Raw genomic sequence first — 15729 nt, forward strand, 5'->3', positions numbered from 1 at the left:
CGCTCAGCGACAGCTGCCGGACAGCGTCACCGCGAAGGTGGCATCGGCAACAGAGGCTTCCAGTGCCAGACCCGAAGCACGTGCCAGGCCGAAGGCGATGGCCAGCCCCAGCCCGCTGCCGCCTGCGCGGCGTGAGGCGTCGCCGCGATAGAAGCGCTCGAACAGACGGCCCTCGTCCACCCCGTCCAAGCCCTCGGCGCGGTTCGACACCGCCAAGACGAATCGATAACCGGCCGGCGCAGTGCCGCCAGGCAACATCGACTCCGCATCGTCGCCAACCGTCGCAGCGTCGCACAACCTCAGCTCTATCACGGGCGCGGCGCAGCCGTGGCGCAGGCAGTTCGCGAGCAGATTCTCCACGATGCGCCCCAAGGCCCCAGGGTCAACCTCGGCCACCACGCCCTCGGCAAGCGACACCGCGGGCTCCCAACTGCGCGCCACGAAGGCGGGATACAGCTCGGCCAGCACCCCGGCCACCAACTCGCCGACATCCACCGGCTCCTGCGCCAACTCACGACCGCCGTCATCCACCTTCGCAAACTCGAAGAGGGCATCCACAAGCCCCCTCATCGCGCCCAGACGCTCGGCGGCGGCCGCCACGCACTCGTCGCGCTCCTCATCACCAGCCGCCACGCCATACAGCTGCAGGAAGCCCTGAGCGCCGGCCAGCGGCGTGCGCACGTCGTGGGAGAACGACGCCAGGTTCTCTCCCAGAAGCCGCCGCTCCTCGGCCGCTTCCCGACGCGCGGCATCGGCCTCGTCGATAAGCCCGTTGGCCTCCCGCGCCAAGGCCCGGGCTGCCGGCGTGGGGAACCTGAGCCGCAGCCGCCGCAGATCGCGCCCGCGCACGGCCAGAGCGTCGGCCATCGCACGCATCTGACGCTCAGTGGCCGCCACGTACCCCACCAGCGCCACCGCCAGCAGCAGGCAAAGCGCGCCCAGCCAGATCACAGGGCCCTCCTTCTCACCGCGAACCACGCCACCGCAATCGCCACTGCTGCCAGCAGGGCCACCGGAGCCACATCGGCCGCCGTCGGGGTAGCGCCCTCGCCCATCATCCACTGCAGCTGAGCCGCGGGCAACCACGAGGGCAGCATCGCCGGGCTGTCGAAGAACGCCGCTGCCACCCCCGACGCGCCCGGCAGCGCGGGAAGTCCCGCCAGCTGCGCCACCTGGTCCGCAATCACGTACCCGTTCGCCAGCAGTATCTCGAACTGGCCCGTTCCCAACAGAAGGGCTGCCAGCAGCGTGGGCCCGAGCCGCTTCGTCGCTGCCGCCACGGCTATCGTGAGCATCCCGTATCCTTCCAGAGCGAGCACCATCTGCGCAGCCCACCGTGCAAAGCGGCCCATCTCGTCGCCCACACCCAGCAGCGGAAACCAGGGAATAACAGCCCGTACCGCCACCCAGGCAACGACGATGAACAGCAGCGTAATCAGCGCTACCGTAAGCGCCGAAGCCAGCACGTAATCGCGCCGGAACGAAGGTGCGGCGGCCAGCGACCGGCACGCGCCCTCCCGCCACTCCTCGGCGAACAGCGATGCCACGAGCAGCAGCACGAGCGTCAGCAGGAAGTAACCGACGCCGCCCTTGCCCAAATACGCCCCTGCATCCAAGTTCACCTTCACGCCGTCCTGACCGATCGGCGGGATGCCGTCGAAATAGCCCTCCTGCCCATGGTAGTTCTGCCCAACGGAAACCATATCCCACGCCATGATGACGGCGAACGTGATAAGCAGCCCCCAGAACGCGCGATTGCGAACAATGCGATACCACTGGGCACGCAAGACATTAAGCATGGCTCCCGCCCCCTTTCGTGTCGGAATACCTTGACGGACCATCGACGACTTCCGCACCTCCCATGAGGTCGACGAAATAATCCTCGATATCGCGAGCGTGGACGTACAGCCCGCTCACGGGCATATTGGCCGTAAGAAGGACACGGCCTACTGCCTCGGCGTCGAGGCCGGCCACCCGGATGGCGTCATCGGGCATCACCGTAAAGACGGCATCGGGGAATGCCCCTTCGAGTACCGCCAAGGCTCGTGGCGTCTCCGGCGTTTCCACGCACAGATAGTCGGCGCAGGCATCTTCCACTTCCTCTGCGGTCATCTGGATCGCCAGACGTCCATCGCGAAGGACTCCGTAGCGGTTCACCAAACGCTCAAGCTGATCGAGCACATGAGAGCTGATGAGCACGGCGCACCCCCGCTGCAAGGCAAGATCGGCCAGCAGACATCGAACCTGACGCACCCCCTCCGGGTCCAACCCGTTGAAGGGCTCGTCCAAAAGCAGCACATCCGGTCGCCCCACCAGCGCAAGGGCCAACCCGAGGCGCTGCTTCATGCCAAGGGAATAGCCCCGCGCGCTCTTGTCGGCCACCAAGCCGAGCCCCACGGCCTCCACCACTTCGGCCACCTCGGCCTTCGGATTCGCAAGCCCCTGGGCCAGCGCCCGCACCATCACGTTCTGGAACCCCGTAAGCCCGGGATTCACGGCGGGATGCTCGATGAGGCAGCCCAGACGAGCGCTCGTCTGGCAGGGTCCCAAAATCTCACCGCACACCGCCACCGTGCCGGCAGTGGGCGCGAGGTAGCCCGCGATAAGCTTCAGCAGCGTGGACTTGCCGGCCCCGTTGCGCCCCACAAGGCCGTAAACGTCCCCCGCCGCAAGGGAAAGCGACACATCGTCCACCGCTCGCTTCGTGCGAAAGACGCGGGCGAGGCGGTCGCAGCGCAGTGCTTCCATGAGCACGTCCTTTCTCTGATAACCAGCGATTTCCATCTTAGGACGCGTGCGCCCAGAAACCTCCCAGGAAGCTCCAAGAAAGTGCCAAGATAGGCCGGATGTCCGAGAAACGTGATTTTTTTCCGCGTCAAGACAGGGGAAATGACCTGCGGTTTCCCATTGTTTCAGCAGGTCATAAGATTGGTACAGAAATGACGTTTCTCAGACATCCACCCGCGGAGCCGAGGCCTCAAACACCGTCGCGCAGCTTGAAGCCGACGCCCCAGACGGTCTCCACGTAGTCCTCGGTGCCGGTGCCGCGCAGCTTGGCGCGGATGTTGCCGATGTGGGTGGCCACGGTCTTGTCCTCCAAGGCCGCCGCGTCACCGCCGGCCGCCGCCGACAGGGCTCGCTTGGTGTGCACCTGGCGGGGCGCGGCCATAAGCGCGCGCACGATCTCGTACTCGGTGCGCGTCAGGCGTACGGGCACGCCGGCGACCACGAAGCTGCGGGCGTCCTCGTCAAGCTCCCACACCCCGAAGCGCAGCATGCCCGGCACCGAGGAGCCCGGGGCCGTCACGGGCGTGACCCGGCGCAGCACCGCCTCGCAGCGGGCCGCCAGCTCCTCTAAATCAAAGGGCTTCGTGAGATAGTCGTCGGCGCCGAGGCGCAGAAGCCCTACCCGGTCAGCCACCGTAGTCCGGGCAGACAACACGATGACGGGAACACCGCCCGCGCGGGCAGCGCTCACCACTGCCTCCCCGCTTTCCCCCGGCAGCATAAGATCGGTGATAACCAGATTGAAAGGCGCGCCGCCCTCCAGATGCATAAGGCCCTCGGTGCCGGAGAAGGCCGCCGTGGACGCAGCACCCCGCTTTTCCGCATAGGAGCAGACGACGCGGTTGATGGCCGCGTCGTCTTCCACCACCAGTATGCGCGCGCCCGCCAGCACGAGGCTAGATGACCACCATGTCGTGGGTCGACTTCGTGAACACCTCGAAGCCGTCGTCGGTGATAACGCCGAAGTCCTCCAAGCGCATGCCGAACTTGCCCGGCAGGTAGATGCCCGGCTCCACGGTGACCACGTTGCCGGCCACGAGCGGCTCATCGTTGCGCGTCGAGAGCACCGGCTCCTCGTGAATGTCGAGCCCCACGCCGTGGCCGAGCCCGTGGCCCATGGCGCCGGCGAAGCCGCCCGCGGCAAGCACCGCCTCGGCCCGCTCGTGCGCTTCCTTACCCGTCACGCCGGGGGCGAGCATGGCCTCCACGGTCTCGTTGGCCTCGCGCACCGTGCGCCATGCATCGCGCATCTGCCCCTCGGGCTCGCCGAGGAACACCGTACGCGTCATGTCCGAGCAGTAGCCGTAGGACTTCGCGCCGAAATCGAGTACCACGCACTGGCCGGCCTCCAACATGGCGATACCGGGCACCGCATGGGGGTTCGCCGCGTTCTCGCCCGTGGCCACGATGGTGGCGAAGGCCAGGCCCTGGGCCCCGTGGCGCAGCATCCACTCGTCCAGCTCCAGCTGCACCTCGCGCTCCATCATGCCGGGACGCATGAACTCCACGATATGGGAGAAAGCCGCATCGGTGATGGACTGGGCCCCGCGCATGCGCGCCACTTCATAGCGCTCCTTCACCGCGCGCAGCCGACGCACCACCCCGTCGGTCTCGCCGATGGGAAACTCGGGCGGGAAGGCCTTCTGCAGGGCGCGGTACTCGGCCAGGGTAATGGTGTCCTCAATCTGCAACTCGGCCCCGGGCATGCCGTGCAACCATGAGCCGTTCCACTGGCGCGCCACAAAGCTTGCATGGCTCTCGCGCGTCTCGTCCACGCGCACCGGCGTGCGGCGGGCAGCCTGCTCGCAGACCTTGGCGTAGCGCGAGTCGGTGTGCAGCACCACGCGGTCGGGGGCCACGTACAGGGCATGGGCCTGCTCGTCGTCGAACACGCCGTCGAAGGCCGTGAGCCAGCGGATGTTCGAGGTGTCGCGCACCACCATGGGCGAGGGGCGCCCGTCGCGCAACTGGTTCATGGTGCGCAGAAGCTGGCCGATGTGCCACTCGCAGGCTACCGGATTGTGCAGTTCGTCGAAGACGGTCATGAGTCTTCCTTTCTCGACCGAGTACAGGCAGGCCGTTGCCGGAGGGATGTCCGGGCGGAAGGGCGGCAGGCCGCTGGCGGGGCGGGGCTGCCCGCGCGCAGGTTGCGCAGCGAACGGAACAGTCCAGTGGACTGTTCCGCCGAGCGAGCCATTGCTTGAGCACGGGTAGTCCCGCCCCGCCAACGGCCGGACGGACGGATCTACCCCTCTTCCAGCAGTATATCCAGCGCGCGCAGATAGCCGTCCTTGCCCAAGCCCTTCACCTGGGCGATGCAGGCCGGCGCGATCACCGACGTGCGGCGGAACTCCTCGCGCTGGGAAATATCCGAGATGTGAATCTCCACCACCGGCACATCGATGGTCTCCACCGCATCGTGCAGAGCGTAGGAGTAGTGGGTGTGAGCGCCCGGGTTGTACACGATGCCGTCGTAGTTGCCGTGGGCGGCATGCAGCCGATCGATGAGCGCGCCCTCGTGATTCGACTGAAAGCAGTCCACTTCCACGCCGCGCTCGGCCCCGTAGGCGACCACCATGGCCTCGATGTCGGCCAAGGTATCGGTGCCGTAGAACTGAGGGTCGCGCTGCCCGAGCATATTCAGGTTCGGCCCGTTCATCAGCAAAATCTTCTTCACTTCGACGCCTCCCACTGCCGCAGCTGCTCCAGAATCACGTCGTCGGGAACGGCGACGAGCTCCCAATCGCCGATGTCGCGGGGCACCACGAAGCGCACCTCGCCGGCACGGGTCTTCTTGTCGCGCTTCATGGCCGCCAGCATTTGGTCGGCCGGAGCCGACCAGGCAAGCGCCGGCAGGCCGAGCGCGTCCAGCAGGTCGTCCTGAGCGGCCACCAGCTCCTCGGAAGTGCCCGCCACCCGAACGCCCAGGCGCGCGGCGAAGCGCATGCCCTCGGCCACGGCCGCCCCATGAGAGAACGTACCGTAACCGGCCAGCGCCTCCACGGCATGCCCCAGGGTGTGGCCGTAGTTCAGGCACTCGCGCACTCCGCGGCTCTCGGTTTTGTCCTCGGCCACCACATTGGCCTTGAACACCACCGAGCGCGCGATGGCCTCGGACACTGTCTCGGGCTGTCGGGCCGCCAGGGCCTCGGCGTGGTCCAGCATCCAGAAGAAGAACTCGTCGGAGTCGATCACCGATGCCTTGGCGATCTCGGCGCAGCCGCAAGCCCACTCGCGCTCGTCCAGCGTGGCCAAGGTAGCCGTGCAGGCGGCCACGTAGGCCGGCTGCTTGAACGTGCCCACCAGGTTCTTGCCCGCGTCCAGGTTCACGCCGGTCTTGCCCCCCACCGAGGAGTCCACCATCGCCAGCAGCGTGGTGGGCACCTGCACGAAGGAAATGCCGCGCATGTAGGTGGAGGCCACGAAGCCGGCCAGGTCGCCCACCACGCCGCCGCCGAGGGCCACCACGGCGCAGTCGCGCGTGAGGCCGAGCCCGGCCATGGCGTTCCACACCTCGCCGGCCACGGCAAGCGATTTCGCATCCTCGCCGGCGGGCACCACGATGTCGCTCACGCGGAAACCCGCAGCTCGCAGCGACGCCTTGGCCTCCTCGACGTACAGGGGGCCCACGTTCGTGTCGGTCAGCACCAGCAGGTGGGGTGCCGACGCCACCGCCGGCAGCTTCTTCAGCGAGGCCCCCAACCCCTCGAGCACCGTGTCGCCAATGCGCACGTCGTAGGGCGTCTCGCCGGGGATGTTCACCACTATTTTGGTTGCGGGCACAGGATACCCTCCTTTTCAAGAACGCGCTGCACTTCACGGGCGATAGCCGGCACCGACTTGCCCGCCGTGTCCACGGTCGCATCGGCCACGGCCTCGTACAGCGGCAGGCGCTCGGCGATGCGGGCGCGGGCCGCCTCCAAGTTCTGGAACAGGGGGCGGGTTGACGTGTCGCTGATGCGGCTGGCGGCCTCGTCGGCCGTCACCTGCAGATACACCACGAACCCCGCATCCTCGAAGATGCCGTGGTTCTCGGGCGTGACCACCACGCCGCCGCCGCACGACACCAGCATCGGCGCCTCGGCGGCGCCCAGCTCGCGCAGCACCTCGGTCTCGATGGCGCGGAAGCCCTCCTCGCCCGAAGCCGCGAAAATATCCTTCACGCGGCAGCCCTCGCGTCGCTCGATGTAGGTGTCCATGTCCACCGAAGCCACCCGGCACGTGCGCGCCAGGCGCCGGGCCACCGAGGTCTTGCCCGCTCCCATGAACCCGACGAAGAACACCGGGCGCGTCAACGTCATGGGCTCGGCCGCCATGGGCCGTGTCGCCGGCCGCCGGCGCGGCGCTCTTTCCTTGTTTTCCTGATCCATCGCTACCGTCCCATCGTGCGCAAGCGCTGCTTGTAGGCTTTGATCGAGGCCTTGATGTCGGCCATGCAGGTGTTTCCGAAGGCTTCGATGTAGGCGTTGGCCAGGGCGAAGGCCACCTCGCCTTCGGCCACCACGGCCGCTGCCGGCACCGCGCACACATCCGAGCGCTCCTTGGAGGCCTCCTCCACGGCCAGCGTGTCCAGGTTCACCGTTTGAAGCGGCGTCATCAAGGTTGGGATGGGCTTCATGGCCGCCGTCACAATGAGCGGCATCCCGCTCGTCATGCCGCCCTCCAGGCCGCCGGCGTTGTTCGACGCGCGAATGAAGTCGCAGCCGTCCAGAAGGATGGGGTCGTGCACCTGGCTGCCGGGACGGACCGCCGCTTTAAAACCGAGGCCGAATTCCACGCCCTTGATGGCGGGGATGGAGAACAGCGCCGCCCCGATGCGCGAGGTGAGGCGATCGGTGCCGGTGGCGTAGGTGCCCAGGCCCGGCACCAGCCCCGTGGCCACGATGCGGAAGGTGCCGCCCAGGCTCTCACCGTCGGCCTTGGCCTTGTCGATGGCCTTCTTCATGGCCACCGTAGCCTTCGCATCGGGGCAACGCATCTCCGAGAGCTCGATATCGAGCGGCTTGTGCTCGGCCGCATCGGCCATGGACTCCTCGGCCATGGACACATCGCCCACCGACACCACATAGCTCATGATGTCCACGCCCAACTCGGCCAGAAACTCTCGCGCGATGCCGGCGGCGGCCACGCGGGCCGCCGTCTCGCGGGCGCTCGCCCGCTCCAGAATATTGCGGCAGTCGTCGGTGTTCGTGCGCAGGGCGCCCACCAAATCGGCATGACCCGGACGCGGCGTCACCTCGCGCACCAGGTCGGACGGAGCGTTTCCGAAGGCGGCCATGCGACAGGTCCAGTTCTCCCAATCGCGATTGGCCACGGTAAGCGCGATGGGGCTGCCGATGGTGCGCCCGAAGCGCACGCCGCTCGTCACACATACCTTGTCCTTCTCGATGGCCATGCGACCGCCGCGGCCGTAGCCGGCCTGGCGGCGCGCCAGATCGGCGTTGATGTGCTCCTCCGACACGGGAAGCCCGGCCGGCACGCCGGTCACGATGGCCGTAAGCTCGGGACCGTGGCTCTCGCCCGCTGTGATGTACTCCATAGATGCAGCTTTCTCGCAGGGCGCGCGCAGCCGGCGCCCAGAACAGATCGCACCCATTGTAGCGCAGCTGTGCCCGCCCCGCCGTTTCGAGACGGTAAAGTGCGCAGCGATGCCCCGCGTGGAAGCGCTATCGTGCCAGATCGAAACCGGCGGCGGCCGCCATGAGGGAGAACAGCTCGTCCTCGGGCATACCTAAGGCCTCCTCGCCGGTGATGTCGCGCAGAATGCCCACGGTGACCACAGCTTGCCCCACCAGCATGCCGGCGCCATCGAGGAAGGCGCAGCCGGCCGCCCGGGCCGCATGCGCCAGCGCTGTCTCGCCATGGCCGTACACCACATCGAACACCGTCTGACGCGCGCTCAGCAGCGCCGGGTCGAAAGGCGCGCCGTCGCCCTCGTTCATACCCAAGGGCGTGGCATCGATGATGATGTCGGCCCCGGCAATGGCCTGGCGCGAGGTGTCGTAGCTGCCATACTTGAAGTTCACGCGATCGTACAGTTCGGCAAAGCTGAGATGACCTTCCTTGAAGGCCGGCATATCCACGGTGCGGCCCACCAACGCGCCCAACTCATCCACATAGATGCGCAGCACATCGCGGGCCCGATCCTTGCTGCGGCCCACCAGTATCACCTCGGCCGGCCCCGCCTGGGCCACGGCATGCAGGATGGAAAGCGACGTGGGGCCGGTGCCGCACACCACCACCGACTTCCCCCTGAAGGACACGCCGGCCCCTTCCAGATAGGCCACACACCCTTGGCCGTCGGTATTGTAGGCGATCAGCGCGCCGTTGGCGTTCACCAGCACATTGGCCCCATGAGCCAGACGAGCCGAAGCGGCCTGGCTGTCGGCAGCAGCCAAAGCCTGCGGCTTGTAGGGCGTGGTGATGTTGATGGAAAGGAAGTCGCGCGCAGCCAGGAACGCCTCGGCCTCTGCGGCCGTGGGCAGATCCATAAGGCCGTAGTGCCAGTTCAGGCCAGCCTTCTCGTACACGGCGTTGTACATAGCCGGCGATTTCGAGTGGCCCACCGGATGGCCCAGCACGTAAAGCTTCTCGGTCACAGTCGCTCCCCTTCCGTCTTCTGGATGTTAACCGCCGGCTCCGGCACCCGATCGCCCAGAATGACCCGCTCCACGTTGCGCAGCAGCAGGGTATGGGGCAGATCCTGTTCCACCAGCGGTTGCAGCATGTAGGCGGGAAGACCGGCGGCATGGGCGCCCAGCACGTCGGTGGCCAGCTGGTCGCCGATCACCACGGTGTCGCGGCGGGTGCCCCCCACCTTCCTCATACCGGCGATGAACGCCGGGGGCAGGGGCTTCATGGCCTTGGCCACCACGGGCATCGCCAGCTCGGCACCTAGGCGGTGGGGCGTGTCGTGCCAATTGTTCGACACCAGGCAGAACGCCACGCCGGCCTCGCGGGCACGGCCGAGCCACATCCCCACGTCGCGGGGGATCTCGTGGGTGTCGCGGGTGAGAATGGTGTTGTCGATGTCAAGCAGCACGTGGGTACGGCCGCAACCCAGAAGGTCGCGGTCGATGTCCACAGAGCTGATGCGCGAGAAGTAGCGGTCGGGGGTGAGCAGAGCCATGGGACGCCTTCGCGCGGCGGCCTATTGCTCGTCGCCGGCGTCGGCGTTGTCGGCGTTGCCCGTGCCGCCGGAATGCTCGGCGATGGCCTGCTGGTGCTGCTCGTAGGTCTCGCTGAAGTAGTGCTGCAGCGTGCCGTTCTCGTCCGGCGTGAAGTAGAAGAACATGTCGTTGGTCTCCAGCGGCGCACACACGGCCTCCAAGCTGGCCAACCCCGGCGAGCAGATGGGTGTGGGCGGCAGGCCCTCGTTGGTGTAGGTGCTGTAGGGGTCGTCAGCGTGCACCTCCTCGCCCGTGGGGTCGTGGCCCACCACATAGGCGGTGGTGGCATCGGACTCCAGATAGGGGCGGTCGGAGGCCAGGCGGTTGTAGAACACACCGGCCACGTGGGCGCGCACCTCGGCGTCATCGGAAGACTCCTTGGCCACGATGGAGGCCAAGGTGACGGTCTGGTACAGATTCAGGCCCTGGCTCTCGGGGTACTCCCACGACAGGTTCGCCGTCTCCTTGGCGAACTGGTCCAGCATCATGCGCACCACGGCCGCCGCATCCATGTCCTCGGTCACGCCGTAGGTTTTGGGAAACAGGAAGCCCTCCAGGGAATTGGTGCCGGCCGTCTCCAAAAACGGATAGTCGGCCGCATAGGCGCTGGCATCGGCCGAGGCGTCCAAGAATGCCTGGGCGCCCACGCGGCCGCCCGTGGCCTCTTCCACCAGCGTGGCCAGAGCAGCCCGGGTGATGTCCTCGGGCACCGCCAGCTTATCGCCCACGAAGGCCGGGCCGGCCATGATGGTCTGCACCAGCTGTTCGGGCGTGCTGCCGCCCTGGAAGGTATAGGTGCCGGGAATGAGCGACGAGGCGGCCTCCAGGCGGTTCACCTCGTTCACGAATTCCTGGGAGGAACCCACCAAATGAGCCGCCACCAGGGCATCGCCGATGGACGAGGCGCTCTCGCCCTCCTCGATGGTCACTTCCACCGACTGGCCGGCGGGCAGCAGCTCCACCGCAGGCGAGCAGCCCTTGAACAGGAAGAACGCGCCTACGGCCAGCACGATGACAATGAGCACGGCGACGAAGATGGCCGGCTTCGGATCGCGCTTGGGCATAATGGCGCTCGTATCATAGGTGCGGAACTCCCGATCGCCCTTCGCGTGGGCCGCGCGGGCGGCCCAGGTGGGATGGGAGGAATAGGTCGTCGACTTCTTGTGCAGAGCCAAGGGAACGCCTTTCTCTATAGCCTTTGCTGCCTCGAAACTTCGGCACCGCGCAGCGCTCGCCCGCGGGCGAACCTGCTCCCCTAGCTGCGGGCGCGCTCGTCGAGCCACGATTGCAGAAACAAACTCGCGGCTATCATATCCACTTTTCCGCGCATCTCGCGCTCGCTTAAGCCCTTTTCACGCAAACTCCGCTTGGCCTCGGCCGAGCTGAGCCGTTCATCTGCGAAAACATGGGGAATGTCGCAGGCGCGGCTAATACGCGCGGCCGCCTTCCGTATGCGCGCGGCCTGGGGGCCCTCCTCGCCGGCCAGCGTGCGCGGCAGCCCGCATACGAGCAGCTCCGGTTCCCAGTCCTCCAGCACGCGGCGGAAGGGCTTCGCGCCGGCCAGCACCTCGGATGCCGGCAGCACGCACACCGGGCTCGCCACACGCTCGCCCGGGTCGCTCACCGCAACCCCCACGCGCACTTCCCCGATATCCAGCGCCATCACGCGCATACTAGCTCCTCTTTCTCGCACAGCCCGGTTCGTAGGGGGCGACCTCGGTCGCCCCTCTTTTTGTCGCACATGGTTGTCTCGCTCGCGAGGGCTGACCAAGGTCAGCCCCTACGGGGCATCCCTACGACTATTTGACCTCCAGCAGCTTGGCGCGCAACTCGGCTTCCATGCGGCGCATCTCCACCTCGGCCTCGGCGCGCTTGGCCCGGCCCTCGGCCTGAATCTTCATCACCTCGTCGAAGGTCTGGATGAGGTTCTCGTTGGTGGCCTTCAGAGTCTCGATGTCCACGATGCCGCGCTCCGACTCGCGGGCCACTTCCACCGTCGATTGCTTCAACTTCTCGGCGTTCTTGCGCAGAAGCTCGTTAGTCATGTCGGTGACGGCCGACTGAGCCTTCAGGGCTGCCTCGTTGTTGGCAAGGCCTAAGGCCAGCAGCATCTGGCTCTTCCACAAAGGGATGGTGTTCACGAGCGTCGTCTGGATCTTCTCGATCATGAGCATCTCATTGTTCTGCACGAGACGAATCTGCGGGGCCATCTGCATGGCCACCGTACGGGACAAATCCAGGTCGGAGAGCTTCTTCTCGAAGCGGTTGCAGGCGGCCGACAGCTTCTGCACGGCCTCGGCATCCTCGGTGGAGCCCGACGCCTGGGCCTTCGCGGCCAGCTCGGCCAGCTCGCCCTCGCGCACCTCGGCCAGGCGCTGGCGGCCGGCCAGAAGGTACATGGTGAGCTCCTTGAAGTAGGTGAGGTTCAGCTCGTAGAGCTTGTCCAGGGTGGCGGCGTCCTTCATGAGCTGCACCTGGTGGCTCTCGAGCGCGCGAGCGATCTTCTCCACGTTGGCCTCGGCGGTGTCGTAGCGGGCCTTCAGGGCCGTGATCTTGTTCGCCGACTTCTTGAACAGGCCCAGGATGCCCTTGCCCTCGTCCTCCACGTCGAAGCTCTTCAACTCGGTCACCACCCCGGCGATCAGGTCGCCGGCCTCGCCGAGGTCCTGGGTGCGCACGCGCTCCAGGGCCGTCTCGGAGAACGACGCCATCTTCTTCTGGGCGCCCGACCCGAAGGTGAGCACCTGCTGGGAATTGGCGATGTCGATCTGCTGGGCGAAGGCGTCCACCTGGGCCAATTCCTCGGCGGAAAGCGAATCGGCGAGACTGGGGGCGGCCGGGGCCTCGGTCTCCACGATGGTGGCTTCCACGGCGTCAGCCTCCACCGGATCGAGCGTCAGCGTGGGGGCGGGAATGTTTTCGAGGTTCGCAAGGTCGTTGTTCATGGGTTTCCTTTCGAAGGTTCGGCGGTATCGCTTGAGGGGAGGGCAGCCTATCGGGTAAGACACCCCTCCTTCGCGAGGATTAGGGTTTTACATCGAAGGGGCCATCAGTGAGACCCTCCTGAGCGAGCATGGCATGCAGTACCGAGATGTCGGCTGACACATCCAGCGACAAATCTTGATAGGTGTCATCGAAAAGCTTCTCGAAGGCGGCGTGGAGCACGTCCAGCGTGTGCTCGATCTCGCGGCGCGAGCTGGAGATGTTCTCGCCCTGCACAGGCTGCTCTTCCAGATTGTCGTAGGCTTCGAGCAGCTTCACGCAGGTGGGCAGGTAGTAGGCGTTCAGGCGGTCGAGCCCGGCGATGACCTTCGGCTCGGCCTCGGCGCGCGCGAGGATGCGGTCGACCACTTCCTCGATCGCGGCGATCTTCTCGCTCACGGCCGCGTCAGCGATGGCAGCGTTCAGCGTACGCATCCGCTGCACGTAGTCGCGACCCTGCACGATGAAGGCCCGCTGGGCGGGCGTGAGGTTCTCGGACAGGTGCTGCTCGCGCGCTGCAGCGGCCGCGGCCTCGGCCGCGCGGGCCTCCTCGGCGGCGCGTTGGTTCTCGAGCGACTGGCGCCGGGCCATCTGCAGCTGGCGGTACTGGCGGTAGGCGTTGTCGGTTACCATGAGGGTGGTCTGCTCGTCGTCGATGCGGCCCTGGGGAAGGTAGCCGCCCTTGATGAGCTTGCGCGACGCGGCAAGGGCGGCCTTGGGGCTTACCTGCATGCGCGCGGCAATATCCTCGAAAGCGGCGGCCTCGCGCTCCCCCACGGCCCTTGCGAGCGCCTTCAGCTTCGAGGCGCGGCGAAGCCTGCGAATGCCGAAGCCAAGCAGCGCGGCGAAGCCGGCGGTGATCAGGCCGAGCACCGCTGCCGTGGCCACGCCCTCAACGCCCGCGGTCGCCTCAGTGATGATGGCGATCAGCGTGGGAATCGCGAAGAACGCGGTGCCCACGCCCCCGGCGGCCGTCATCAGCGTGCCCGACACCGTCAGCCCCGCCGACGAGCGAAATCGTCCTTTGGCCTTGGCGAGCGGCGCCCACTGCTGCGCCTGCTGGGCAACGTAGGCCGCTGTCGGATGGTAGCCCGGGGCCGGCCCGCCCGACACGGCGCCTTGGGACTGCTGGCAGGCGGCCTGCTGCACCGCGCGCCGGGCCTCCTTCTGAGCCTTCCTCGCCTGCTTCCGTTGTTGCTTGCGCTTCTCCTGAAGCTCCTGGTGGGCCTTGAGGTTCTTATCGGGCGACTGGCCGAGGGCCGCGGCAGCCTCGTCCACGCCCTTCTCCACGGCCTTGGCGAACTGGGTGAACGCCTTGTCCACCGAGCGGCACATCCGCTCGAAGTCCTTGGCCGACATGCCGGGCACCGGGCTCTTGCCAGGCTCGAATGTGGAGGCTGCGCCAGACCGGGGCCCCGGCTGACTGCCTGTTTGCCCCGTAGGCGCCGGATCGTCCCAGGGCACCTCGTAGGTGGCGTCGGGCCCCGGCTGCTGAGGTTCGGCCGTGGGCCTCCCCCAGCTGTCGTGGGGCTGCTGCGGCTCCGAGCCACCCGTGCGATACGCTGTCATCGTCCATCCTCATCGTGCACGGCGCCGGCGCGGGCGCCTTCCGTAATTTCGCCGCCATCATACCACGCACTGCCTGCGGCAAGCGGCCATCCCACGCAATCAGCAAGCGCAGAGCCATTGCGCGCGCACGTTCCCTTCGCCTATGCTCGCAGAACCTTCATCAGCGTGAGCAATCCAAACGAACCCCGAAACGAAGATAGGAGAAGGCCATGATCAACGCGATGACACCCCAGCACACCTTCTGCGATTACTATCGACAATGGGTTGCCATGTACAAGGAAGGTGCCGTGCGCGACGTGACGCTCAACAAATACCACCTCACCTGCGCATGGCTGCAAAAGCTCATCCCGCTGCTCACCTTGGCAGAGCTCAACCGAATCACCTACCAGCAGCTTCTCAACGACTATGCTCAAAGCCATGAGCGGCAAACTACGATGGATTTCCACCACCAGCTCAAAGGCGCCGTGCTCGATGCCGTAGATGACGGCCTTGTCGACAGAGACCCCACGCGAAAGGCCATCATCAAAGGCAAGGCGCCGCGCGCCAAGAAGCAGAAATACCTGAACCAGTTCGAGCTCCATCGCTTGCTCAACGATCTCGACCTCGGGGCGAACATCTCGTGGGACTGGCTCATCCTGCTTATCGCCAAGACCGGGCTGAGGTTCTCCGAGGCCATCGCGCTCACCCCCGCCGACTTCGAGTTCGGAAGGCAGGTGGTGTCGGTGAACAAAACCTGGGACTACAAGAGCGGCGGCGGCTTCGTGCCCACGAAGAACCGCTCGTCAGTGCGCAAGGTGCAACTCGACTGGCAGCTCGTCATCCAGTTTTCCGAGCTCACCAAGTCGCTCCCTCCCGACAAACCCATCTTCGTAAAGGGGAAGGTCTACAACTCGACCGCCAACGACGTGTTGGAGCGCCATTGCAGGCGCGCGGAAATACCCGTGATATCGGTGCACGGGCTGAGGCACACGCACGCCTCGCTTCTCCTGTTCGCCGGCGTGTCCATCGCAAGCGTTGCCAAGCGGCTGGGCCACGCCAGCATGAACACGACGCAGAAAACCTACCTGCACATCATCCAGGAACTTGAAAACCAGGATGTCGACCTCGTAATGCGCTCTATTTCAAGTCTCATCTAGATCGGCAAAAACGCTCACGCTGATGAAGGGTGATGAGCGAGTCGAGCTTGGCGAAGAGGGAGCCGATTTGGCGTTGCTCTTCAAGG

Annotated in this window: 16 protein-coding genes; 1 reads left to right on the top strand and 15 read right to left on the bottom strand. The window is 66.3% G+C overall.

Annotated elements, in window-relative coordinates:
• Window positions 1-3: 3 nt before the first annotated feature.
• The 15 genes from VIN30_RS04980 to VIN30_RS05050 form a co-directional block, all read right to left on the bottom strand.
• Complete coding sequence (locus tag VIN30_RS04980; RefSeq protein WP_338209796.1) at window positions 4-951, bottom strand: sensor histidine kinase; 948 nt, start codon at window positions 949-951, stop codon at window positions 4-6.
• Window positions 948-1799 (bottom strand): ABC transporter permease, encoded by an 852-nt coding sequence (locus tag VIN30_RS04985; protein ID WP_338209798.1) that lies wholly within the window; start codon window positions 1797-1799, stop codon window positions 948-950. Before VIN30_RS04985 ends, VIN30_RS04980 begins: the two co-directional genes overlap by 4 nt.
• Window positions 1792-2748, bottom strand: coding sequence for an ABC transporter ATP-binding protein (locus VIN30_RS04990; RefSeq protein WP_338209801.1), 957 nt, complete (start codon window positions 2746-2748; stop codon window positions 1792-1794). Before VIN30_RS04990 ends, VIN30_RS04985 begins: the two co-directional genes overlap by 8 nt.
• A gap of 229 nt (window positions 2749-2977) precedes the next feature.
• Complete coding sequence (locus VIN30_RS04995; RefSeq protein WP_338209803.1) at window positions 2978-3679, bottom strand: response regulator transcription factor; 702 nt, start codon at window positions 3677-3679, stop codon at window positions 2978-2980.
• Between the two features lie 4 nt (window positions 3680-3683).
• Complete coding sequence (locus VIN30_RS05000) at window positions 3684-4832, bottom strand: M24 family metallopeptidase (protein ID WP_338209805.1); 1149 nt, start codon at window positions 4830-4832, stop codon at window positions 3684-3686.
• 200 nt (window positions 4833-5032) lie between these two features.
• Window positions 5033-5464 (bottom strand): type II 3-dehydroquinate dehydratase, encoded by a 432-nt coding sequence (gene aroQ / locus VIN30_RS05005; RefSeq protein ID WP_338209807.1) that lies wholly within the window; start codon window positions 5462-5464, stop codon window positions 5033-5035.
• Window positions 5461-6570, bottom strand: coding sequence for a 3-dehydroquinate synthase (gene aroB / locus VIN30_RS05010; protein WP_338209809.1), 1110 nt, complete (start codon window positions 6568-6570; stop codon window positions 5461-5463). The genes aroQ and aroB overlap by 4 nt, the downstream gene beginning before the upstream one ends.
• Entirely contained in the window at window positions 6552-7157 is a 606-nt protein-coding gene (locus VIN30_RS05015; protein ID WP_326424334.1) for a shikimate kinase, read from the bottom strand. The genes aroB and VIN30_RS05015 overlap by 19 nt, the downstream gene beginning before the upstream one ends.
• 2 nt (window positions 7158-7159) lie before the next feature.
• Complete coding sequence (gene aroC, locus VIN30_RS05020) at window positions 7160-8326, bottom strand: chorismate synthase (RefSeq protein ID WP_338209812.1); 1167 nt, start codon at window positions 8324-8326, stop codon at window positions 7160-7162.
• Window positions 8327-8453: 127 nt separating this feature from the next.
• The gene (locus VIN30_RS05025) at window positions 8454-9386 is read right to left on the bottom strand and encodes a shikimate dehydrogenase family protein (protein WP_338209814.1); all 933 of its coding nucleotides are present in this window, start codon (window positions 9384-9386) and stop codon (window positions 8454-8456) included.
• The gene (locus tag VIN30_RS05030; protein ID WP_326424337.1) at window positions 9383-9916 is read right to left on the bottom strand and encodes a YqeG family HAD IIIA-type phosphatase; all 534 of its coding nucleotides are present in this window, start codon (window positions 9914-9916) and stop codon (window positions 9383-9385) included. Before VIN30_RS05030 ends, VIN30_RS05025 begins: the two co-directional genes overlap by 4 nt.
• 21 nt (window positions 9917-9937) lie before the next feature.
• Complete coding sequence (gene mltG / locus VIN30_RS05035) at window positions 9938-11131, bottom strand: endolytic transglycosylase MltG (protein ID WP_338209816.1); 1194 nt, start codon at window positions 11129-11131, stop codon at window positions 9938-9940.
• A gap of 80 nt (window positions 11132-11211) precedes the next feature.
• Window positions 11212-11628, bottom strand: coding sequence for a Holliday junction resolvase RuvX (ruvX, locus tag VIN30_RS05040; protein WP_338209818.1), 417 nt, complete (start codon window positions 11626-11628; stop codon window positions 11212-11214).
• A 127-nt stretch (window positions 11629-11755) separates the two neighbouring features.
• Window positions 11756-12901 carry a toxic anion resistance protein gene (locus tag VIN30_RS05045; protein ID WP_338209820.1) on the bottom strand — a complete coding sequence of 382 codons (1146 nt, stop codon included), beginning with the start codon at window positions 12899-12901 and terminating at the stop codon, window positions 11756-11758.
• Between the two features lie 79 nt (window positions 12902-12980).
• Entirely contained in the window at window positions 12981-14507 is a 1527-nt protein-coding gene (locus VIN30_RS05050) for a 5-bromo-4-chloroindolyl phosphate hydrolysis family protein (RefSeq protein ID WP_338209822.1), read from the bottom strand.
• A gap of 209 nt (window positions 14508-14716) precedes the next feature.
• On the opposite strand from VIN30_RS05050, the gene VIN30_RS05055 reads away from it, so the two are divergent.
• A complete protein-coding gene (locus tag VIN30_RS05055) occupies window positions 14717-15643 on the top strand; it encodes a site-specific integrase (protein ID WP_338209824.1) in 927 nt (308 codons plus the stop codon).
• Window positions 15644-15729 lie beyond the last annotated feature (86 nt).

Source organism: Adlercreutzia wanghongyangiae (assembly GCF_035989245.1).
In the GTDB taxonomy this organism is placed as follows: Bacteria; Actinomycetota; Coriobacteriia; order Coriobacteriales; family Eggerthellaceae; genus Adlercreutzia; species Adlercreutzia wanghongyangiae.

What these genes read in the sequence shown, in the direction of transcription:
- VIN30_RS04985 (WP_338209798.1), bottom strand. Translation starts at nt 1,799, where the DNA reads ATGCTTAATGTCTTGCGTGCCCAGTGGTATCGCATTGTTCGCAATCGC.
- VIN30_RS04990 (WP_338209801.1), bottom strand. Translation starts at nt 2,748, where the DNA reads ATGGAAGCACTGCGCTGCGACCGCCTCGCCCGCGTCTTTCGCACGAAG.
- VIN30_RS05015 (WP_326424334.1), bottom strand. Translation starts at nt 7,157, where the DNA reads ATGGATCAGGAAAACAAGGAAAGAGCGCCGCGCCGGCGGCCGGCGACA.
- VIN30_RS05045 (WP_338209820.1), bottom strand. Translation starts at nt 12,901, where the DNA reads ATGAACAACGACCTTGCGAACCTCGAAAACATTCCCGCCCCCACGCTG.
- VIN30_RS05055 (WP_338209824.1), top strand. Translation starts at nt 14,717, where the DNA reads ATGATCAACGCGATGACACCCCAGCACACCTTCTGCGATTACTATCGA.
- VIN30_RS05000 (WP_338209805.1), bottom strand. Translation starts at nt 4,832, where the DNA reads ATGACCGTCTTCGACGAACTGCACAATCCGGTAGCCTGCGAGTGGCAC.
- VIN30_RS05050 (WP_338209822.1), bottom strand. Translation starts at nt 14,507, where the DNA reads ATGACAGCGTATCGCACGGGTGGCTCGGAGCCGCAGCAGCCCCACGAC.
- aroC (WP_338209812.1), bottom strand. Translation starts at nt 8,326, where the DNA reads ATGGAGTACATCACAGCGGGCGAGAGCCACGGTCCCGAGCTTACGGCC.
- VIN30_RS05030 (WP_326424337.1), bottom strand. Translation starts at nt 9,916, where the DNA reads ATGGCTCTGCTCACCCCCGACCGCTACTTCTCGCGCATCAGCTCTGTG.
- ruvX (WP_338209818.1), bottom strand. Translation starts at nt 11,628, where the DNA reads ATGCGCGTGATGGCGCTGGATATCGGGGAAGTGCGCGTGGGGGTTGCG.